Here is a 21,845-nt window from a genome sequence, read left to right on the forward strand (position 1 = left end):
TAAAAAGCATGTTTAGAACTGTGTGGGCTAAGATTTGGTCTAACAAATATTTAAAATTTTTATGTATTACATTATTGAGTCTATTGGCCTCACTCATTATCTTTATACCTTATATTTATAGATATATCACTGCAGGCACTGTATTTAGTGGGAGTGGCGATGGCTTCAGACAAATGATGCCCTTTCAAATGTATCTCTACGAACATTTCACATCGTTTGTCGGTTTCTATGACCATTCCTTTGGTCTAGGTGGCGATTATGCGAAAGATCTTGCTTATTATTATTCAACCTCTCCATTTACGTGGTTGAACTTTGCAGGTGTATGGGTTGCTGAACATCTCTTTCATGCTAATCCACATGACATTACGTTTTGGCCGACTGATCAACTGATTTTCTCAATCGTCATGATTGCTTTTACATTTATCGTTTCTTATTATTTATTTAGCTATCTACGCTTCAAATTACCAGCTATCATCATTGCATGTGTATTATTTGCTGGTTCGACGATTGGTATTTATTTTAATTTCACTTGGTCATTTTATGGTCAGTTAGTTATTTTCTTGCCCCTATCTATATTAGGGATAGAACGTTACTTTAAAGAACGAAAAACCGGTTTATTCATTTTCGCAATTGCATTAACCTTATTTTCTAACTTTTATTTTAGTTATTATCAAGCTTTAGTGATGCTCGCTTACTTTGTCTATCGGACAATCTGGCCACATCCTGCAGACATCGTTAATCGCTTGCAAAAAGTAGTAACCATTATCACTGCAGTCATGTTAAGTGCGTTGAGTAGTATATTAGGATTCTATACCGGTGTTAGCTCATTCTTTAATAACGATCGGGTTTCTAATCCTAACTATGATATCCCACCAGTCACAAGTTTTGAACGACAAACACACTTATTCTCAAATGGATTTTATATTACTGTCACTGTGATTGCACTTGTTGCTTTATTTTCATTTAAATTATATAAACATTACTATTATCGCTTGTTTGCCATCGCGACGTGGATTATGTTACTCGGTGCGCTCACACCCTACTTTGATAGTATGTTTAATGGCTTTTCAGTACCGCAAAAACGTTGGATATACATATTTGCACTCTCAACTGCAGTACTCGTCGCACTGATGATTCAGCATTTAGTAGAACTGTCACTAAAATCATATATCTTGGCATGTCTTCCTGCACTATTCATCATGATTATTGCCAATCTTTTTGTCACTGAGGAAAAGCTCACTTGGATGATTCCTTGCTTTATTTTAATAATCATTATCGGATTCATGCTTTGCGAGAAATCTCTGTTTCGCGAAATGTGGACTTGGTTGGTGCTCGTTGGATTAATTATCGTTCAACAATTCGTCTTATTAGAAGACTATCATTACAATAACCTCATCAAATATGAATCGACTCGACAAGCCATGAATGAAGCAGATTATCATAGCCCAGTGTTACAAAGTAAAATTGACGATATTAAATCAACACATAAAGACGATCCACTATCTCGAATCGATTATATGTCTACATACGGATTGAATAGTCCTATGCTTTATCACTTCAATGGCATTGCGCTCTATTCTAGTATTTTCGATGGGCATATCATGAAATACTATGATGATTTGATGCAAATCAATATGCATACAGATAAAAACAGTACGTACAGATTATTATCTAATCGTGCCAATTTATTAGCGTTGTGGAATGTCCAAGATCGTATTCGTGAGAGACCTGATGAAAATCAACCTTATGGCTTTGATGACTTAGAACATGTAAACCATGGAGACAGTCATACATTTGTACACGAGGAAAATACGTCGCTCTACCCAGCAGCACATTTTACCGACCGTGTTTATAATAGTGAAGATTTAACATCACCTTTAGATAGAGAACAAGCGATGTTGCAAGGTGTGGTACTAGAAAATAATAAGCAGGCTAATACCACTTTTAAATCCAATCCAAATTTAAAATCATCAGCTTCTGTGAAGTTGAACGATGCACATGTGACCAATAACGACTATTTAAAAGTGACTAAAAATGATGGCGGTGTACAATTTCGTTTACCGAAATATATAGCCGATCAATATGAAGACCTTTACGTAGAGATGGATTTAGAACTACTGACACCTGATAAAGAGCACAATGTCAGCTTGAATGAATACACGCAAGAACGTAACAAGTTAACATACAAATATCGACGTTTCGTCACGCCTGTCACATTTAGAGTTTCGGCCGATGAACGCTTAAACTTGAAGTTAGATAAAGGGCTTTACCGCTTCAAATTAAAAGGCATTTACGGTGAAAATTATCAAACATTAAAACAAGCTTCACAAGAAGTCGACAAAGTGCAAGTTACTCAACCAGATGATGGCCAGTATTACATCACAAACTTGCCTCATAAGAAGGGTTATGTTGTTTTACCAATGGCTTACCGTGATGGCATGAAAGCGACGAGTGAAGGAGAATCGCTTGATGTCCAACGGGGTAATGGCGTAATGACTGTTATCCCTGTTGACGGTGATACTTCAGAAATTAAACTCAGCTACACTCCACCACACTTCTGGTTACTCGCTACATTATCACTCATTGGTATCATTTTAAGTATGATCTTTAGCTGGTGGATTCATCGTAAAAGTAAGCAGTAAAGATAGAGAGAGGTATCTTCTCTCGTGAATGAAGATACCTTCTTTATGGACTTTATATTTCTCTTTATTCTACGTAACATGATTATATAATATATAAGAAAAAGCCAACTTCTAACCCACTTAGGTCAGAAATTGGCTTTTTCTTTTTACACTAAAAACTGAGGTTTCAGTGTCTACATTACTTTGTTCATTATATTTACGGTTCTCAAACTGCTGATTAGCGAGCTTCTTGGATACGAGCAGCTTTACCACGTAAACTACGTAAGTAATATAATTTAGCACGACGTACTTTACCACGACGTTTAACTTCGATTTTTTCAATTTTAGGTGTGTGTACAGGGAATGTACGTTCAACACCTACACCTGAAGAAATTTTACGTACAGTGAAAGTTTCTGAAATACCTGCACCACGGCGTTTGATAACAACACCTTCGAAGACTTGGACACGTTCACGTGAACCTTCGACGATACGTACGTGTACACGTAAAGTATCTCCGGGACGGAATGTTGGAATATCATCACGTAGTTGAGATTTAGTTACTGCTTCGATTAATTTGTGATTACTCATAATTTATTCTCTCCTTCGAACTATGTTCTTGCCTAGACAAAGATATAGCAGAGGACCATAGTGATTGTTCGTGCATTGCACATTTAATTATATTAGCATATCAGTCTTTACTTTTCAATTGCTTTTTGTATGTTTTCAATATTTGTTGATCTTTTTCTGATAAGGGATATCTTTCTAATAAATCGGGTCGTTTTTCATAAGTACGTATCAATTTTTGCTCATGACGCCATGCTTCTATCTTCGCATGATTCCCTGACAATAACACATCTGGTACTTTTAAATCGCCATATTCTCGCGGTCGCGTGTATTGTGGAAATTCCAACAAGCCATCTTGAAATGAATCGTCTTCATGGGATTGTTGATTGCCTAGCACACCAGGTAGTAAACGAACGAGCGCATCTGTCATCGTCATCGCAGGCAGTTCGCCACCAGTTAACACATAGTCTCCAATTGAAATTTCATCAGTGACTAATTGTTCTCGAATACGTTCATCATAACCTTCATAATGGCCGCAGATAAACACAATATGTTCGGATTCACTTAACGATTGCGCAAGGTCTTGATCAAACGGTTTCCCTTGCGGACACATTAACACCACGCGTGTTTCCGGCGTCTTCTCAATCGCTTGCATGGCATTGAATATCGGTTCAGGTTTTAACACCATACCTTGGCCTCCACCAAACGGGTAATCATCGACTTGATTATGTTTATTTTCGGCATAATCACGAAAGTTGATTGTTCTCACTGATAACATGTCTTTGTCTTGAGCTCGTTTTAAAATAGAGCTATTTAACACCCCATCAAACATCTCTGGAAATAACGTTAAATAATCAATACGCATTAATCTAACAGTCCTTCCATCGGTGTAATCTGGATGCGACGTCCTGCCACATCGATATCAGTTACAACGTCTTCAATATAAGGGATTAAATACTCTTTCTCACCTTTGACGACCCACACATCATTGGCACCTGTCTCAAAGATTTCAGTTACCCGACCAAGGGGTTCATCCTCCACAAACGCAGTACAACCAATAATATCTGAATAATAATATTCATGCTCTGCAAGCTCAATATCACTATGTTCTTGCTCTTGTAACAACGTTTCTCCTTTAAGATATTCGATGTCATTAATATTGTTGATTCCTTCAAACGATAACATGTGAAAACCTTTATGCATGCGATAAGAAGCAATGGTCAATTCAAGTGGTGATTTCCCTTTAGGTTCGACTTCTAATATCTCCCCCGGTTGAAAACGTACGTCTGTAAAATCAGAATTTGATTTTACCTTTACCTCACCTTTGATTCCGTGTGTATTAACAATTGTACCTACTTCCACTTTCATGATATCCTCAAATCCTTTGTAACTATTTTAATGATATGATCCACGTTTTCTACATATAATGTAAGTGCGCTCATTTATATCCTAACAATTCAGGATTGCTGAAGATATAAAAAAGGTCAGGACAATGTTGCTGATGCTTCCACAGCAAAGGATAGGCGTCAACATATGCGCTGACCATCATTTATGCTTATAACTGCTGCTGAAAACAACTGGTTAGAAAAGCATTTAAGCTTTTCTATTTAACCAAACGTACAATGTCCTGACCCTGATCATCGTTATTTAACGATTATTTTTGTTCATCAAATTTTTTCAAAATACCTTCTCTTGATAAGATATTGTGAACAGTGTCTGTAGGTTTAGCACCATTTTTCAACCATTTAAGTGCTAATTCTTCGTCGATTTTAACTTCTGGTGCATTAACGTGACCAGGGTTGTAAGTACCGATTTGTTCGATGCTACGACCATCACGAGGTGCGCGTGCATCTGCTGCTACGATACGATAGAATGGATTTCTTTTAGAACCTAGACGTGTTAAACGTAATTTAACTGCCATTTATATTCTCTCCTTTATATACATTGTTTTATTTTCTACAAGAATTAATAATAACAGTTCAATGATCTTTTGTAAAGAGTTTTTTCTTTACCCTTTAAAAAATTTAAATGATCACCATAGACTTCTCATATGGAGTGTGGATGCATTAAAAAAGAAGCAGCACAGTGCTCCTTTCGGAAAATCACTAAGCTACTTCAATATCACTTTTTACTTCAATTTGAAAATAATTAGTCGTCTAAATTATATCTTAAATGCATCAAATACATGCCTTTTTCTACCAATGCACCAAGCGCTTCAGTTGATCGTTTCATGTAGATATCAGCCATCTGTTGATTCTGTTGTTCTAAATATTTTTCTACATCCGTTTGATGATCGATTTGGTCATCTGTATCCATTTGCACACGTAGACACTGACTTGTGACATCATCTTCATAATGATCGCGAATATCAAGATAGCTGCTGAAGTTAGCATCGCTAATCGTAGATAATGTACGGCTTAACCAATATGCGTGATTCGGTGAATATGTCGTTGTCGTATCTTTAAAAGCTGCAGGTGTATCATTCACATTCGTGTAGAATGGAACGAGCGCATTAAAAGTATTCGGTCCAAATGCAAGCCAGTGGATACCCGCAATTGCATCTGAGACATTGTTACGTATTTGTAGCACATGTACTTCTTGGTTGCTATTGATACCGATAGGACGATATTTTCCTCGCCCTTCACTATCGAAGTCATACATGTCATACGGTGTGTTTTGATAGTGTGAACTGAGCACAAACTTGATATCTGCGACTGAGATTTTGAAATCTGCGCGGCGGATAAACGGAAAATCACTGTACTCTGGATCATCCACAGTATCTTGGTTGAAATAACGTTGGCCGTACCACGTTCTTGCATTGTTGTACAACGTATCTTTCACCGTATCACTACCAAAAATATGTCTTAAATTCACACGGTGATGATCTGGATTTAAATGATAACGTTCAATCAATGATTTTAAATCATCAGAACAATGGGTATCCTCAGATTCGAAATCAAAATCGTCGATGTTAAAACGATTTGGAGCAACGACATAACTATCATCTGGAATACGTACCGCTGCCCAATGGTGACCACCTATCGTTTCTAAATACCAAACACTATCTTTATCTGAAAAAGCGATACCGTTGAGTTCATATGTCCCATATTGTTCGAGCAACTGACCTAACCGTAAGACCCCTTCTTCAGCAGAATGTATATACGGTAACACAATTGTCAGCATATCTTCTTCACCAATACCACCTTTAACCAATGGGTCAATGGCATGCGTCATCGCATTAGAAGTGATTGTTTCACAAGCGGTCATCGCAATATTTTCTTCATTAATACCTGATCCACCCCAGATTCCTTGTCCTTGATCAAAATCAGGTGTAGATGTATAGCGTAGAGGGTGATCCGGTAATTCTATCTTCACGCCAGAAATTTTAGATTGATATATTTTCGGTTGATCCTCAGGTTGCACAACAACAAAACGTTGCGGGTTAGATTGTTCTCCCCCGTCTTCATTACGCGCAATCATCGTAGAACCATCTATCGTCGCATCCTTGCCGGCAAGTATAGTTGTACAAGTTTTAATTGGTTTTTATGTCATAGAAACATCCTTTCAAAATGAGTTTATTTGTATCAATTCACCACTTTTATAGTTGGATGCATAACAAACCTTTCACTCATCATAACACATCATATATATAAACATAGTAAAGGACTCAAAGTGTCATATTACTTTGAGTCCTTTACAAGTATTATTCATTTAAAACGGCAAGTTCATACCTTTCAACATGTTTTGCATTTGCTGACGTTTACCTTTTTTACCTTTGCCGCCGCCTGTAAATTGTTTCATCATTTTTTTCATTTCGTTAAATTGTTTCATCAAGCGATTGACTTCTTGTAAGGAACGTCCAGAACCTAAGGCAATCCGTTTCTTACGTGACACGTTGAGTTTATCAGGATCTTGACGTTCTAACGGTGTCATAGACTGGATAATCGCTTTGATATGATCGATTTGTTTCTCGCTCATATTAAGCTTATCTAAGCCTTTCATGCGATTCATACCTGGAATCATTTTCATGATATCATCTAACGGACCTAAGTTTTTCACTTGGTCGAGTTGTTCTAAGAAGTCATCTAACGTAAAGGATGAGGTACGCATTTTTTGCTCTAAATCTTTCGCTTTATCAGCATCAACGTCTTGTTGCGCTTTTTCGATTAAACTCAATACGTCTCCCATACCGAGAATACGAGATGCCATACGTTCAGGATGGAATAGTTCTAAACCGTCTAGTTTTTCACTCATCCCAACGAATTTAATTGGTTTTTCAGTAACAGCTCTGATAGAAAGTGCAGCACCACCACGTGTATCACCATCTAATTTAGTGAGCGTTACCCCAGTAATATCTAATTGATTATCAAATGATTCGGCGACATTCACTGCGTCTTGCCCTGTCATCGCATCTACGACAAGCATGATTTCATTTGGTTTTGTGATTTCTTTAACATCACTGAGTTCTTCCATCAATGCTTCATCGACATGTAGACGCCCCGCTGTATCGATAATGACGAAATCTAAGTGTTCTTCCTTCGCATGCTGAATCGCATGTTCTACGATTTCTTGTGGTTTAACTTGGTCACCTTCAGTATAAACGGGTACATCTAATTGTTTACCGACTGTTTGTAATTGATTAATGGCAGCAGGACGATAAATATCGGCAGCTACGAGTAAAGGTTTCTTATTGTATTTTTTGCGCATGAGCAGCGCTAATTTACCTGCAGTTGTGGTTTTACCTGCACCTTGTAGCCCTACCATCATCACTACAGTAGGTGGTTTATTTGCCATATTAATCGTTGAATTGTCCCCACCCATCAATTGAGTGAGCTCTTCTTGAACGATTTTGATGACTTGTTGACCTGGTGTTAATGATTTCATGACGTCTGATCCTAAAGCGCGATCAGAAACGGTTTTAATGAAATTTTTTACTACTTTAAAGTTTACGTCGGCTTCTAGTAAAGCGAGCCTTACTTCACGCATCATTGCTTTGATATCGGCTTCAGTAACTTTACCTTTACCGCGGATTTTCTGCATCGTTTCTTGTAAGCGATACGATAATCCTTCAAATGCCATACGCAATCACCCTCCTTTATTCATTTCCTATTCGAGTTCTTCGAGTTCTTCGATATATTTTTCAATTTGTTTTGCATCGTCTACATGTTCACGCATTGCGTTATATATCTCACGACGCTTCTCAAAATTTTTATATAATCCTAATTTTTGTTCATAATCTTCAACTAAATCGCCAGTTCTTCTTATGTTATCATAAACTGCTTGACGACTCACATCAAATGTATCTGCAATCTCACTTAATGAGTAATCTTGTAAATAAAATAACTCTAAGTAATTGCGTTGTTTTTTCGTTAATAAGGATTGATAAAAATCAAACAAGTAATTCATGCGTAACGTTTTAACTAAATCATCTTGGGCCATCGTCGTTACCTTCATTTTCTACGATATCCACTGTTTCTGGTTCCTCGTTTGCATCCGTATCAATCTCATCGACATCGACGTTTTTTTCGATCATATCAGCAAAGAGACCATAAACATAACTTTCAGGGTTAAATGGTTGAAGGTCATCTAGTTTTTCACCTAAACCAACATATTTAACTGGAATGTGAAGTTCGTTACGTATCGCAAGCACGATACCGCCTTTAGCGGTACCATCAAGTTTTGTTAAAACGATACCTGTTACATTTGTAACCTCTTTAAATGATCTAGCTTGAGATAACGCATTTTGACCTGTTGTAGCATCTAAGCATAGAAGTACTTCATGCGGTGCATCTGGAACTGCGCGACCAATGACGCGTTTCACTTTTTCTAACTCATTCATTAAGTTGGCTTTATTTTGTAAACGACCTGCAGTATCACAAATTAAGATGTCTACACCTTTATTTTTCGCAGCGTTAATCGCATCATACATCACAGCTGCTGGATCTGATCCTTCACTTTGGCCCACGACATCAACGCCGACACGTTCACCCCATACTTGCAATTGTTCAATAGCACCAGCTCTAAATGTATCACCAGCTGCAAGCATGACTTTTTTACCTTCTGATTGATAGCGATGTGCGAGTTTACCAATTGTAGTGGTTTTACCGACACCATTAACTCCGACCATCAAGATGACATTCAAGCGATCTTCTTGAATATCGACGGCTTCAGAATTTTCATCGTCTTGGTGATAGATTTCTACGATTTTTTCGACGATGACTTCTCTTAAGTCTTCTGTTTCTTGAATGTTTTGACGACGTGCTTCGTCTCTTAATTCATCGACAAGCTCCATCACAGTATTGAAACCAACGTCGGCAGTTATCAACATTTCTTCAAGTGCTTCAAAGAAATCTTCGTCGACTTTACGATAACGTGCAATTAAATTGTTTAATTGTTCTTGGAAATTTTGACGTGATTTTTCTAAACCGGCTTTGAATTTAGCCCCGAGTTTTTGGGCTTCAATTTCTTCAAAGTCTTCAATTGAGATTAATCCATCTTCATCAAAGTCTGCTTCGCTTAATTTTTTTGGTTTCTTCTTCGGCTTTTCTGCTTCCTGCTCTGTCTCTGCCGTTTCTGACGTATCATTTTCTTCGTCTTCTAGGGGCTCAAGCGTTTCTTCTTGTTCAGATTTATCTTCAGTTTGACCCGTGAATTTTTCTTTCAAACGTTTAAAAAAGCTCATTCGATTACTCCTCCTTCATCACTTCATCCACCGTATTTAGGTTAACACTTACTAATCGAGATACGCCTGATTCTTGCATTGTTACGCCATATAAGCGGTCGGAATATTCCATCGTACCTTTGCGGTGGGTAATCACGATAAATTGCGTTTGATCAGATAAAGCATTTAAGTATTGTGCATAGCGAATCACATTAGCTTCATCTAACGCTGCCTCTACTTCATCTAGTATAACAAATGGTGCAGATCTTACTTTTAATATAGCAAATAGTAATGCAATCGCACTTAATGCACGCTCGCCACCACTTAACAGTGATAAATGTTGTAATTTCTTACCGGGTGGCTGAACGATGATATCCACCCCTGCAGACAGATAATCCTCGTCTGTGAGTTGCAATTCAGCTTCACCACCGCCAAACAATTGTTTAAATACTTCAGTAAAATGACCTTGAACTTCGTGGAACGTAGTTTTAAAACGATCTTTCACTTCTTGATCCATCTCATCAATGATTTGTTCAAGCGTAGCCTTCGCATCGCGTAAATCTGTCCGTTGTTCATTTAAGAATGTGTAACGTTCATTGATTTCTTCAAATTGCTCTATCGCATTTAAATTAACTGGACCTAATTCTTCAATAGACATTTTCGTCAGTTTAACCTTTTTACGTAAATTGTCAATCTCATCATCTAATTCATATAGATCTTGTGCACGTTCAAATGTGAGATGATAGTCCTCACTCAAGTGATCAATCGCATGATTAATGAGCACATCTAAACGTGATTGTTGTGTTTTAATATCTTGATAACGATTCTCTATCGATAGTATATCACGATGTGTCTCTTGAAGTTGTTCATCTTTTTGTTCAATCGTATCATTGACTTCCGTACGTCGAGATTTAACTGTTTCCAACTCTGACGTATAGCTTTCTTTATTATTTTGATGTGTCTCTATTTGTTGTTGGATTTGGTCGTACGCACTTTGTCCAGTCACTTCATCTGAGTTAAATAATTCAATTTGATCGGCTACTTTTTGTTGTTGTTGTTTCGTATCATTCATTTGACGTTCAGTACGTTCAAGAGATTGACGATTCGTTTTCAACCGTTCTTTAATCACAGCTAAATCTGACTGTTTCTGATGCAGTTGTTGTTGGACGGCTTGTGAATTAGCTTGGCCTTCTTTAGACAACTGAGTATACGTTTCGATATCTTTTTGTAACTGAGTTAATTGTTGTTGAATTTGTTGTTGCTCGTGTTGTTTTTCTTCAAGTGTTTGCTTGCTTTTATCACTTTGATAGCCATCGTTTTTTTCAAATTCAAACTCTTCGTGTTCATCTTTAATCCGCGCTTCATTATCGCGCAATCGATCGAGTTCAAGTGACTGTTCATGGGCTTTTTGTTTCACTTGATTATACGTTTGGCTTTGATTGAAGTAATCATCACTCAACTGATCAACTTGTGCTTTTACCGTTTTATAATCCGCTTCAAATTCTTGTGTTTGTTGTTCATAGGAAGCGAGTTGTTCTTTCATCTGAGTCAATTCGTCTTTTTGTGACAAAATACTTTTCGTTTTGCGTTGTCCGCCACCTGCCATGGAACCACCTGGATTCACCACATCGCCTTCTAACGTTACGATACGTGTGCGATAACGAATCTGTCTAGCTAGCGCATTGGCATGTTTAAGATCATCCACAATAATTGTATTGCCTAATAAATTATCGATGATATGTTGATATGTACTAGACACTTGCACTGCTTCAGACGCAATATTAATAAATCCTTCTGCTTGTTGTGCAGTTTGTTTAATATCAGAAGCTAAGTATCTCGGTTTAATCACGTGCAGAGGTAAAAATGTTGCTCTACCTAAACCATTTTGTTTCAAATATTGTATGGCTTGTCTGCCGTCTTTTTCAGTTTCTACAATGACGTGTTGAAGGGAGGCACCTAGTGCAGTTTCAACCGCTTGTGTTAATTCAGAAGGCACATCCATCACTTCTGCCACTGCACCATGAACACCTGATAATTGATGATCTTTTGCTTGGAGTATATGTTTTACGCCGTTAAAGAAGTAACTATAATCTTCTTGTTGCGTTTCTAAACTATCGATACGTGATTTTAACTTTTCATTATAACGATATGCTTGGTGTAATTTAGATTCTCGGTCATTTTGAGTTGCTTTCGCTTGTGTTAATTGGCGTTCATATTGTTTCAATTGGGTGTTCAACTGATCGAGTTGTTGCTCTGTCTCTTTATGTGTTGACTCAGTATCGTTAATTTGTGATTGAATTGATTTTAATTGCTCATAAGCTTCAACGAGCCGTGAATCTAATCGTGATTGTTTGGATTCATTTTCTTCAATCGAATGTTCTAAAAAGCGAATGTCGTTATTCACATCAGATAATTGAGATCTCAGCGTATAATACTCATCTCTGATTGACTCTAGTTTTTCTGCATGAGCATCATCATCCAAGTTGATTTGTTGTTCGAGCACATGAATGTCTTGAGTTAATGTTTGTTGTTGTGCTTTCAATTGATCAATCGTCTCTTGGGTCTCACGTTTTTCATTTTCCAACGTTGCCAATTGATCAGTTAAATTAGCTTGATCTTCTTCAAAACGGGCATTCGTTTCGGATTGATTTTTCTTACGTTCTTCTAAGACATTCAGTTGACCTGTATATTTTTCCACAGCTTCTGTTGCTTCGACTAACTGCTGATTCAACTGTTCAACTTGCTGATCGAGTTGCGTCCGCTCACTCTTATATTTAGCTAAAGCATTGCTTAGTTGTGTTTTTTCTGCGTCTTTATTTTCTTGTTGGCTCTTCAATACATTTAACTCATTATCATGTGTTTGTATCTGTTCGTTATATGTCTCAATATCATGAACAGTGACGAGTACATCACTTTTTTCCATTTCTTTAGAAAGGGTTTGATATTCTTTCGCAATCGCGGCCTCTTCTCTTAGCGGTTCTACACGGCCTTCTAAATCATATAAGATATCTTCCACACGTGTTAAATTATCTTCAGTCTGATCTAATTTTTCCATCGAAGTCGCTTTACGCTTTTTATATTTTAAAACACCTGCAGACTCTTCTATAATTTGTCTTCGATCTACTGGTTTAGCGTTCAATATCTCATCTACGCGTCCTTGTGAAATGATGCTGAATGCTTCTTTGCCTAAACCTGAGTCTAAAAATAACTCGATGATATCTTTTAAGCGGGCACGCTCATTATTTAAGTAATACTCACTGTCACCGTTACGATATAAACGTCGAGTTACCGTTACGGTTGTAGCATCAACTTGTAAATCACCCGATTGATTGTCTAATGTCAATTTAACTTCGGCATAATTTTGCGCATGTCGATGTTCAGCACCTGAGAAAATGATGTCTTGCATTTTTGAGCCACGTAATGATTTTGCAGACTGTTCCCCGAGCACCCACTTAATCGCATCTGTGATATTACTTTTACCACTGCCATTAGGACCGACGATTGCCGTGACACCTTTATCAAATTGCACCTCTGTATGGTCCGCAAATGATTTAAAGCCAAATGCGTCAATCGATTTCAAATAAACCATGATTTACTCCTTCGTATTCCTATATATCTGCTGTAGTTGATTAAATCTGTATGTGAACTATTGCTTCATAGATTTATAAGCACGTTCAGCTGCTTTTTGCTCTGATTCTTTCTTCGTTTTCCCTTGACCTGTCGCTACAGGTTGATCATCTAGCATCACTTCAGATGTGAATAAACGATGATGTGCAGGTCCTTCTTGTTTTACTAAACGATAGGACACTTCTCCGCTATTTTGACGATGTACAAACTCTTGGAATTGGGTTTTAAAATCAACCACACCTTCAAGTTCTTCTTCTTCAACAAATGGGAAAATGACTTTTTCAGAGAAACGTTGTACAGCTTCTAAACCTTGATCTAGGTAAAGGGCACCCACAAAGGCTTCAAACGCATCTGATACGAGGGAAGGTCTCGTACGTCCACCTGTTTTTTCTTCACCTTTCCCTAATAAAATGAGTTCATTCAAATTGATTTTATTCGCAAATATTACAAGTGAGGGTTCACAAACAATTGCTGCTCTCATCTTAGTTAAATTACCTTCTGGTAAATTAGGATATTTATCAAACAAATAGCGTGATACCGTCAATTCTAATACTGCGTCACCTAAAAATTCTAATCGTTCATTATGATCCAAACGATTCATATTAAAATCATTGATAAAACTAGAGTGGGAAAAAGCTTGTTGGTATAGCTCAATATCATCTGCTTGTAATGACAATTCTTCCATTTTTTTAGCGAATTGCGCTCTGAATTGGGCAACCATTTCACTTTTCTTATGTTGACTCACTCCATCTCCTCCTTACGATCGATACGGGATTTGTGCATGCGAGCACATAGTCATTATTTTACGTGAATTTAGAACAAAACTAAAGCGAAAAAGTGAAAGCTTACCTTAAAAAATGCAAAAAAACTGAGCCGTTATCAAGCGACTCAGTTTATCGGTTTTATTATTTTTCAAGGCTGTTGATATATTTAACAGCGTCACCAACAGTATTGATTTTTTCTGCTTCTTCATCAGGAATTTCTGTACCAAATTCGTCTTCTAATTCCATAACTAATTCAGCAATATCAAGTGAATCAGCGCCTAGATCATCTTTGAAAGATGCGTCTTCAGTTACTTTTTCAGCATCTACACCTAAACGGTCAACGATGATATCTTTTACTTTATCGAAGTTTTCCACGTCGAGTCACCTCCTTTAAAAGTATTTTATATTAGAGACTTTTATATTTTCCCATTTTCTTAATTGAAATACAAGCCATATTTGTCCTCATCAGTGTTGATATAACTCAAATCATCACAAATTACACATTTGATCAGAGTTGAGCAACTTACATGAACATACCGCCGTTCACATTGATGACTTGTCCTGTAATATATTTCGCTCTATCAGAAGCTAGGAATGAAACTGTATTAGCGATATCTGTATCTTCACCTAGACGACTAAGTGGAATGTTTTGTAACATTTGGTCTTTCACTTCATCACTGAGTGCATCGGTCATGTCAGATACGATGAAACCAGGTGCAACAGCATTCACTGTAATATTTCTAGAAGCAAGTTCCTTCGCAGCTGATTTTGTTAATCCAATCACACCTGCTTTAGATGCAACATAGTTCGATTGACCTGGATTACCAATTTCACCGACAATACTTGTTAAGTTCACAATTGAACCTTGTTTTTGTCTTAACATATGTGGTGTAACTTTTTGGATACAGTTGAAAGTCCCTTTAAGGTTGGTATTGATAACTGCATCCCAGTCTTTTTCTTTCATGCGCATGAGTAAGTTATCACGTACAATACCTGCATTGTTAACGAGCGTATCAATTGAGCCAAATTGGTCAACGACTTCTTTAATCATGCTTTTAACCGCATCACTATCTGATACGTCAGCTTGAATTGCAAAGCTTTCAACGCCTTGCGCTTTAATTTCTTCTACAACTGCTTCTGCTTTATCTTTACTACCTGCATAGTTTACTGCGACATTGAAACCATCTTCAGCAAGTTGTAAAGCAATTCTACGACCGATACCTCTAGAAGCACCTGTTACTAATGCATTTTTAGTCATTTTCATTCCATCCTTTCACATCTTCAAGCGTTTGAATTGATGTCACAGTGACATCTCGATTTATTTTTCTAATCAAACCTGCTAATACTTTTCCTGGACCGATTTCAATGAAATGATCAACACCTTGTTCGATGAGCCATTCAGTAGAAGCAATAAATTCAACCGGTGAATATAACTGTTTAATCATGTTTTGTTTAATCGCTTGGGCTTCGGTTTCGCCTTTTGCGTTAAAGTTTTGTACGACTGGGAATGCTGCATCGTGCCATTCAAATTGATCGATAAATTCTGCAAAGTCTGTTTCAATGACTTGCATCATAGAAGAGTGGAATGGTCCAGAAACAGCAAGTGGTTTCGCTCTTCTAGCCCCATAAGCTTTAGGATCTTCTACTAATTTATCGATTAAACTTTTATGACCTGACACTACAATTTGTCCTGGCGCATTGATGTTGGCAGGTTCTATTTTTTCATCATCGTTAGATAGTTTTTGGCAAAGTTCATCTACTTCTTCATAGTCTAAACCAAGCACCGCTGCCATACTACCGACACCATCTGGAAATGCAGCTGCCATCAATTGTCCACGTTTACGTACAATTTTGACTGCATCTTCGAAAGAAAGTACGCCTGCTGCGACTAAGCTAGAGTATTCACCTAAACTGTGCCCCATTGTATAATCGGGATTAATATCTTTCATCGCTTTAAATAATGCAACACTGTGTGTTAACAGTGCAGGTTGCGTATTTTCAGTTTGTCCTAAGACCTCGTTAGGGTCGTTGAACATTGTATCTAATAAATCAAAATCTACTGCATTTTGCGCTTGATCTAAAACTTGAGTAGCTTGATCATCTTGTTGATATAAATCTTGCGCCATGCCTACTTTTTGGGAACCTTGTCCCGGAAAAATAATTGCTGTTTTACCCATTAAGATTCACCAACCGTTTCTTTCATTGTTTCTACTACTTTTTCTTCGGAAGCAATTTTCGCTTGTCTAATTGCTGAGTAAAAAGCTTTCGCATTGGAACTACCATGCGCTTTAACGACGATACCATCTAAACCTAGTAAAACTGAACCGCCGTATTCAGCGTAATCCATTTTTGCCATTAACATCGTTAAATCTCTTCTGATTAATAATGCGGCAACTTTATTTTTCATACCTCTTAGTAAAGTGGTTTTTAACATTTTACCAATTGATTTAGCGGTACCTTCGAGGTTTTTCAAAATCATATTACCTGTATAACCGTCAGTAACGACGACATCAGAATCGTCTTGCATTAACGCTTTCGCTTCGACGTTACCAGCGAAGTTAAAGTCATTTTGTGCTGCCATAAGTTGATATGCTTTTTTCGTTAGCGCATTCCCTTTGGCAGGTTCAGTACCGATGTTTAATAAACCAACGGATGGTTCTTTTATACCACGTAATTTCTGTGCATATACATTACCGAGTTGTGCATATTGTAATAAATGTTCAGCCTTCGCATCTGCATTCGCACCCACATCCATGAAGACGAAGCCTTTACCTGAAATGGTAGGTAATGTCACAACAAGCGCTGGGCGTACAACACCTTTAATACGTCCGACGATAAAGAGTCCTGCAGACATGAGCGCTCCTGTATTACCCGCGGATACACAACTATCCGCTTCACCATTTTTAACGGCTTCAGCTGCGCGAACCATAGAACTATCTTTTTTACGTTTAATCGCTCTTACAGGTTCGTCTTCCATCGTAATTTGTTCTTCACAATGTCTAAAATCAATACGTGGATGATCTAATGTATATTGAGATTGATCTCCAAATAATATGATTTCTAAATCACTGAAATCATTCACTGCTCTTTCGACAGCTTCAAGCACAATTGCTGGTGCGTCATCGCCACCCATCATATCTACAGCTACTTTAACCATTTTCTGTTTCATCCTCACTTGTATAATACATTTTAAATGTGCCTTCAAAAACTTGTGTCTGTTGCACATACGATTTAACTTCAATATAAAAATATTTTTCATTCACTTCTAAAACGCGTGCCTTCGCATGTACATTATCATGCAATTTCACTTGTTTCACAAATTTAACGCGGCTTTCTCGGGTCAACACAACAGGTTTATGTATCAGTGCCACACAAAGCGAGTTCGCTTGGGCAAATAACACGTGTCCACGCGCAATTTGGTTTCGTGTAAACACGGAATCTTCATTGATTTGTATGACCGATGTTGCTGTCTCATTCGGCACGATATCTATCACGTAACCGATGATTTCGTTCGCTTCAATAGATTGAATGCGTTCATGATTCTGTTGTGCCACCATTTTAATGCGCGTTCTTAATTCTGGAATGTTTAACTGTGACCGATCAAGTCTAATCGTTTGGATACTCACATGAAAGCGTTGACTGAGTTCATTATCGGTAATAAAGGGATTCGCTTCGATTTCATTTTCGATCGCAGCTTGTCGATCTTGTTTTTTCATCTTCATGCATTTCATTCTCCCTTTTTAGTACCTAGTCTTAAATATCCTTATCATATCATAACATTTTCTAAAACAGATACTCAACAAATAACGTAATAGATGCATTGGCATTTGAGCAACATTGTAACGTTATGGATATATTTTATTGGGCCTTTTCTTAAAGATAAACACGGTTTATCTTTAATTAGTCAAAGCTTGTATAGAGTAAGTGTTCTTCAATAAATGTGCGGAGTCTCGTATAAGTCTCACCGAAAAATTCACCCGATTGAATGAGTTCAGCAGCTTCATCTCTTGCAACTTCAAGCATTTTATAATCTTCTACAACATCTGCAACTAAGAAATCAGGTAAGCCGCTTTGTTTCACACCGAAGAAATCCCCAGGACCGCGCATTTCGAGATCTCGTTCACTCAGTTCAAAACCATCTGTCGTTTGCGTCATAATAGTCATTCGCTCAATGCCTGTTTCAGTTTTCGGAGAAGCGATGAGCACACAATAACTTTGATGTTCGCTACGGCCCACACGTCCCCGTAATTGGTGAAGTTGAGACAATCCAAAACGATCCGCATCATAGATAATCATGAACGTCGCATTTGGCACATTGACCCCAACTTCTACAACCGTTGTAGCGACGAGTATATCTATTTCCTTATCACTAAATTGAGCCATAACATTGTCCTTGTCTTCTGAGCTTAACTTACCATGAAGTAATCCAACATTGTAATTTGGATAACGCATTTTCAGTGACTCAAATAACGCGATGACGTTTTGTACATCCTCCAAATGTTCAGAGCTCTCAATTAATGGACAAATGACATAAGCTTGTCGTCCCTTTTCTAACTCTGACGTCATTTGATTAAGCACTTGATCATAAGACTCATGTTTCGCCCATTCAGTTATAATTGGTTTTCGACCTTTAGGTAATTGTTTAATAGAAGAAACGTCCATTTCTCCGAATACAGAGATTGCAAGTGTTCTTGGTATTGGGGTAGCCGTCATGAACAACACATTCGTCATAGCCCCTTTTTCTCTTAATTTCTGACGTTGTTCAACGCCAAAACGGTGTTGTTCATCTGTGATGACTAAGCCGACTTGATCAAAATAAACATCATCTTGTATGAGCGCATGCGTCCCTACTAAGCAATCGATTTCGCCATTTTGTAGCTGTTCCAACAGTACTTTTCTCTTCTTGCCTTTTAATGAACCTGTGAGCAGTGCAACGTTCATTCTATCGCCAAATATTTCTGCTAAACTTTCAGCATGTTGTTCTGCGAGGATTTCTGTAGGAACCATCAATGCAGACTGATAGCCAGCTGTTTTTAGTGCATACATACATATAGCAGCAACCACTGTTTTACCAGAACCTACATCACCCTGTAACAGACGGTGCATGCGAATCGGTGCTTTTAAATCTCGGAAGATTTCATTCACGCTTTGCTTTTGTGCGTCAGTTAATTCGAAAGGTAATGAATCAATAAAGGCTTTGACCAACGCTAAATCATAATCGACCTCAATGGATTCGTCGGATGATTTTTCCAAACGGTTTAACCATTGCATGCGCAATTCAAACATAAAAAGTTCTGTAAACGCATAAGTTCTTCTTGCCTTTAATAGCGATGTTTTATCTGGCGCATAATGTAAGGTGCGAATCGTATCTTCCAATGACTCGAGTTTATATTTGGATTTCAAATCGTCTGAAAGCCATTCGTGTATTTCTACTTTTTCTAAGACTTGTCGTATCATATCGCGTAACGGCTTTTGTTTAATACCTTCTTTAATGCGATAGACAGGTTCTAGTTGGGTTTCACCATTATTTTCTACATTAAAAAACATGCGTTGACCGGTAATCTCTTGTTTGCGTCGGTGCCATTTTCCTTTGATTGTTACCATTTCATTGAGCTGAATTTTATTTTTTAAATAGGGTTGATTGAAAAACACACATTTAACCGCAATTTGATTCACCATGATATGTACAGTCAGTTTAGACTTATTACGTCCAAAAAAAGCGACAGATGGAGAAGTATAGACCTCACCCACTACTGTCACAGTTGATTCGTCTTCAGCTTGGTTCAAATCCACCACGGTATTGTCTTCATAACGGGTTGGAAAGTATAACACCAAGTCTTCAATCGTATGAATATTCAGTTCGTTTAACACTGCAAGTCGTTTGGGCCCCAAACCTTTAACATCAGAGAGCGGAAATGGATTTTCAATCAAATTTACTTTTGACATTTTTTAATCACCAAATATTTGTTGTTTTAAACGCTGACCCGTAGGTGTACCTGCCAAACCACCTCGTCCCGTTTCACGTAAGGCGGAAGGCATCGTTTGTCCGATTTTGTACATAGCTTCAATCACTTCATCCGTTGGTATCCGTGATGTGACACCTGCAAGCGCCATATCTGCGGAAACAATCGCATTAGAAGCTCCAGCTGCATTCCGCTTCACACAAGGCACCTCTACTAGACCAGCGACTGGATCACATACTAAACCTAGCATATTTTTCAAACAAATTGCAAAAGCTTCAGCTGATTGTTGTGGCGTACCACCTGCAAGCTCAACCGTTGCGGCAGCAGCCATTGCAGCTGCAGAACCAACTTCCGCCTGACAGCCTCCAGCAGCTCCAGAAATTGAAGCATTGTTCGCCACGACAAATCCAAACACACCAGCTGTTAACAGAAAGTTCAACATATCGCGTCTTGTTGGGTGAAGCCTCGGTTTCAAACCGAAGAGCACACCTGGCACAACTCCTGCCGATCCTGCTGTAGGCGTAGCGCAGATTTTGCCCATTGCTGCATTGACCTCATTCGTCGCCACTGCTTTACTCACCGCATCAAGTAACGTCACGCCAGATAGCGCTTGACCTGTTTCTAAATAGCGTTTGATAAGGACTGCATCACCACCAGTTAACCCTGTTTTAGAAGAGACGCCATTTAGTCCTTCTTCTAATGCATGTTCCATGGTTTGTAAATTCTTATCCATATATGCATAGACTTCGTCACGTGTTAATCCAGACACTGACATTTCTTGTTCAAGCATGATTTCATGAATGGCTTTTTGTTCATTGTCACACTTCTCGATCAGTTCTTTCACATTTTTAAACATTGTCATCCCCCTTGGTTATGCATCGCCCATCATCGTCACTGTCACAACACCTTCAACTTGTCTTATTTTTTCTAAAATCGAAGGACTGATTTTCTCGTCTAGTTCACAGGTCATGAGCGCATCGTCACCCTTTTCTTTTCGCGACATCTGCATGCTGCCTACATTGATACTCGCTTCTCCTAATATATTCGCGACGCGCCCAATCGTGCCAAAAATCTCCTTATGAAATACGAGTAGCGCTGGATAATTGCCGCTTACAGCAATCTTAAAACCATTAATTGCAACAATTTCAATCTTTCCGCCACCGATAGATACACCTTCTACAGATAATGACCGATCACCTTTACGCATATCTATCATCGCTGTATTTGGATGTGATCGTGTTTCTTGCATTTCAATAAATCTGATTCTCATACCCACCGCTTCTGCTGTCGTCAAACTATTTTGAATTCGATCATCATCGGTATCATAACCAAGTAGTCCTCCCACTAATGCGACATCTGTTCCATGTCCTTTATACGTTTCCATAAACGAACCATAGAGATAGATGTCGACTTGATCAGGTTGTATTTTAAATAAGTCTCTGGCAACTAGACCAATCCGTACCGCACCTGCAGTGTGAGACGAAGAAGGACCAACCATTGTAGGACCGATAATATCGAATACACTTTTATATTTCATTGTTATTACCCCATTGTTTTATCGTTTGTAAATGCGCTTACATAGTGAATCTCACTCATTATAACAGATTAAAATTTTATTTGAACTAGTTTACCCGTAGAACAATT

At 38.0% G+C, this 21,845-nt stretch carries 19 protein-coding genes; 1 reads left to right on the forward strand and 18 read right to left on the reverse strand.

Annotation, left to right across the window (positions count from 1 at the left end; genetic code table 11):
* Positions 1–20: 20 nt before the first annotated feature.
* Positions 21–2,642: a YfhO family protein gene (locus tag ACSBRB_RS02780; RefSeq protein WP_435031790.1), complete on the forward strand. Its 2,622-nt coding sequence runs from the start codon at positions 21–23 to the stop codon at positions 2,640–2,642.
* Between the two features lie 217 nt (positions 2,643–2,859).
* Here the strand turns inward: ACSBRB_RS02780 and rplS are convergent, their stop codons facing one another.
* The 18 genes from rplS to sdaAB form a co-directional block, all read right to left on the reverse strand.
* Positions 2,860–3,210 (reverse strand): 50S ribosomal protein L19, encoded by a 351-nt coding sequence (rplS, locus tag ACSBRB_RS02785; RefSeq protein WP_059106685.1) that lies wholly within the window; start codon positions 3,208–3,210, stop codon positions 2,860–2,862.
* 100 nt (positions 3,211–3,310) lie between these two features.
* Positions 3,311–4,051: a tRNA (guanosine(37)-N1)-methyltransferase TrmD gene (gene trmD / locus ACSBRB_RS02790; RefSeq protein ID WP_435031511.1), complete on the reverse strand. Its 741-nt coding sequence runs from the start codon at positions 4,049–4,051 to the stop codon at positions 3,311–3,313.
* Positions 4,051–4,554: a ribosome maturation factor RimM gene (gene rimM, locus ACSBRB_RS02795; RefSeq protein ID WP_435031512.1), complete on the reverse strand. Its 504-nt coding sequence runs from the start codon at positions 4,552–4,554 to the stop codon at positions 4,051–4,053. Before rimM ends, trmD begins: the two co-directional genes overlap by 1 nt.
* 286 nt (positions 4,555–4,840) lie before the next feature.
* Positions 4,841–5,107, reverse strand: a complete 267-nt coding sequence (rpsP, locus tag ACSBRB_RS02800; RefSeq protein WP_059106688.1) for a 30S ribosomal protein S16 — start codon at positions 5,105–5,107, stop codon at positions 4,841–4,843.
* A gap of 227 nt (positions 5,108–5,334) precedes the next feature.
* The gene (locus tag ACSBRB_RS02805) at positions 5,335–6,723 is read right to left on the reverse strand and encodes a C69 family dipeptidase (RefSeq protein WP_435031791.1); all 1,389 of its coding nucleotides are present in this window, start codon (positions 6,721–6,723) and stop codon (positions 5,335–5,337) included.
* A gap of 174 nt (positions 6,724–6,897) precedes the next feature.
* Positions 6,898–8,265: a signal recognition particle protein gene (ffh, locus tag ACSBRB_RS02810; protein WP_435031513.1), complete on the reverse strand. Its 1,368-nt coding sequence runs from the start codon at positions 8,263–8,265 to the stop codon at positions 6,898–6,900.
* A gap of 27 nt (positions 8,266–8,292) precedes the next feature.
* Positions 8,293–8,625 carry a putative DNA-binding protein gene (locus tag ACSBRB_RS02815; protein ID WP_435031514.1) on the reverse strand — a complete coding sequence of 111 codons (333 nt, stop codon included), beginning with the start codon at positions 8,623–8,625 and terminating at the stop codon, positions 8,293–8,295.
* On the reverse strand, positions 8,612–9,868 hold the full coding sequence (gene ftsY, locus ACSBRB_RS02820; protein WP_435031515.1) for a signal recognition particle-docking protein FtsY: 1,257 nt from the start codon (positions 9,866–9,868) through the stop codon (positions 8,612–8,614). The genes ACSBRB_RS02815 and ftsY overlap by 14 nt, the downstream gene beginning before the upstream one ends.
* A 4-nt stretch (positions 9,869–9,872) precedes the next feature.
* Positions 9,873–13,436 (reverse strand): chromosome segregation protein SMC, encoded by a 3,564-nt coding sequence (gene smc, locus ACSBRB_RS02825; RefSeq protein ID WP_435031516.1) that lies wholly within the window; start codon positions 13,434–13,436, stop codon positions 9,873–9,875.
* Between the two features lie 57 nt (positions 13,437–13,493).
* Positions 13,494–14,219, reverse strand: a complete 726-nt coding sequence (rnc, locus tag ACSBRB_RS02830) for a ribonuclease III (RefSeq protein ID WP_435031517.1) — start codon at positions 14,217–14,219, stop codon at positions 13,494–13,496.
* A 160-nt stretch (positions 14,220–14,379) separates the two neighbouring features.
* Positions 14,380–14,613, reverse strand: a complete 234-nt coding sequence (locus ACSBRB_RS02835; RefSeq protein WP_107391700.1) for an acyl carrier protein — start codon at positions 14,611–14,613, stop codon at positions 14,380–14,382.
* A 148-nt stretch (positions 14,614–14,761) separates the two neighbouring features.
* Entirely contained in the window at positions 14,762–15,496 is a 735-nt protein-coding gene (fabG, locus tag ACSBRB_RS02840; protein ID WP_435031518.1) for a 3-oxoacyl-[acyl-carrier-protein] reductase, read from the reverse strand.
* Entirely contained in the window at positions 15,489–16,415 is a 927-nt protein-coding gene (gene fabD / locus ACSBRB_RS02845) for an ACP S-malonyltransferase (RefSeq protein WP_435031519.1), read from the reverse strand. The genes fabG and fabD overlap by 8 nt, the downstream gene beginning before the upstream one ends.
* Entirely contained in the window at positions 16,415–17,395 is a 981-nt protein-coding gene (plsX, locus tag ACSBRB_RS02850; RefSeq protein ID WP_435031520.1) for a phosphate acyltransferase PlsX, read from the reverse strand. The genes fabD and plsX overlap by 1 nt, the downstream gene beginning before the upstream one ends.
* The gene (fapR, locus tag ACSBRB_RS02855) at positions 17,388–17,960 is read right to left on the reverse strand and encodes a transcription factor FapR (RefSeq protein ID WP_435031521.1); all 573 of its coding nucleotides are present in this window, start codon (positions 17,958–17,960) and stop codon (positions 17,388–17,390) included. The genes plsX and fapR overlap by 8 nt, the downstream gene beginning before the upstream one ends.
* Before the next feature lie 178 nt (positions 17,961–18,138).
* Positions 18,139–20,184: an ATP-dependent DNA helicase RecG gene (recG, locus tag ACSBRB_RS02860; RefSeq protein ID WP_435031522.1), complete on the reverse strand. Its 2,046-nt coding sequence runs from the start codon at positions 20,182–20,184 to the stop codon at positions 18,139–18,141.
* 3 nt (positions 20,185–20,187) lie between these two features.
* Positions 20,188–21,057: an L-serine ammonia-lyase, iron-sulfur-dependent, subunit alpha gene (sdaAA, locus tag ACSBRB_RS02865; RefSeq protein WP_435031523.1), complete on the reverse strand. Its 870-nt coding sequence runs from the start codon at positions 21,055–21,057 to the stop codon at positions 20,188–20,190.
* 15 nt (positions 21,058–21,072) lie between these two features.
* A complete protein-coding gene (gene sdaAB, locus ACSBRB_RS02870) occupies positions 21,073–21,738 on the reverse strand; it encodes an L-serine ammonia-lyase, iron-sulfur-dependent subunit beta (protein ID WP_435031524.1) in 666 nt (221 codons plus the stop codon).
* Positions 21,739–21,845: the final 107 nt, after the last annotated feature.

Origin of the sequence: Staphylococcus auricularis (genome assembly GCF_051172115.1) — a bacterium.
Classification (GTDB): domain Bacteria; phylum Bacillota; class Bacilli; order Staphylococcales; family Staphylococcaceae; genus Staphylococcus; species Staphylococcus auricularis_A.

Coding starts and splice junctions, on each gene's coding strand:
- fabD (WP_435031519.1), bottom strand. CDS start 16,415: ATGGGTAAAACAGCAATTATTTTTCCGGGACAAGGTTCCCAAAAAGTA.
- rimM (WP_435031512.1), bottom strand. CDS start 4,554: ATGAAAGTGGAAGTAGGTACAATTGTTAATACACACGGAATCAAAGGT.
- trmD (WP_435031511.1), bottom strand. CDS start 4,051: ATGCGTATTGATTATTTAACGTTATTTCCAGAGATGTTTGATGGGGTG.
- sdaAB (WP_435031524.1), bottom strand. CDS start 21,738: ATGAAATATAAAAGTGTATTCGATATTATCGGTCCTACAATGGTTGGT.
- ftsY (WP_435031515.1), bottom strand. CDS start 9,868: ATGAGCTTTTTTAAACGTTTGAAAGAAAAATTCACGGGTCAAACTGAA.
- fapR (WP_435031521.1), bottom strand. CDS start 17,960: ATGAAGATGAAAAAACAAGATCGACAAGCTGCGATCGAAAATGAAATC.
- recG (WP_435031522.1), bottom strand. CDS start 20,184: ATGTCAAAAGTAAATTTGATTGAAAATCCATTTCCGCTCTCTGATGTT.
- plsX (WP_435031520.1), bottom strand. CDS start 17,395: ATGGTTAAAGTAGCTGTAGATATGATGGGTGGCGATGACGCACCAGCA.
- rpsP (WP_059106688.1), bottom strand. CDS start 5,107: ATGGCAGTTAAATTACGTTTAACACGTCTAGGTTCTAAAAGAAATCCA.
- ACSBRB_RS02815 (WP_435031514.1), bottom strand. CDS start 8,625: ATGGCCCAAGATGATTTAGTTAAAACGTTACGCATGAATTACTTGTTT.
- rplS (WP_059106685.1), bottom strand. CDS start 3,210: ATGAGTAATCACAAATTAATCGAAGCAGTAACTAAATCTCAACTACGT.
- fabG (WP_435031518.1), bottom strand. CDS start 15,496: ATGACTAAAAATGCATTAGTAACAGGTGCTTCTAGAGGTATCGGTCGT.
- smc (WP_435031516.1), bottom strand. CDS start 13,436: ATGGTTTATTTGAAATCGATTGACGCATTTGGCTTTAAATCATTTGCG.
- ffh (WP_435031513.1), bottom strand. CDS start 8,265: ATGGCATTTGAAGGATTATCGTATCGCTTACAAGAAACGATGCAGAAA.
- sdaAA (WP_435031523.1), bottom strand. CDS start 21,057: ATGTTTAAAAATGTGAAAGAACTGATCGAGAAGTGTGACAATGAACAA.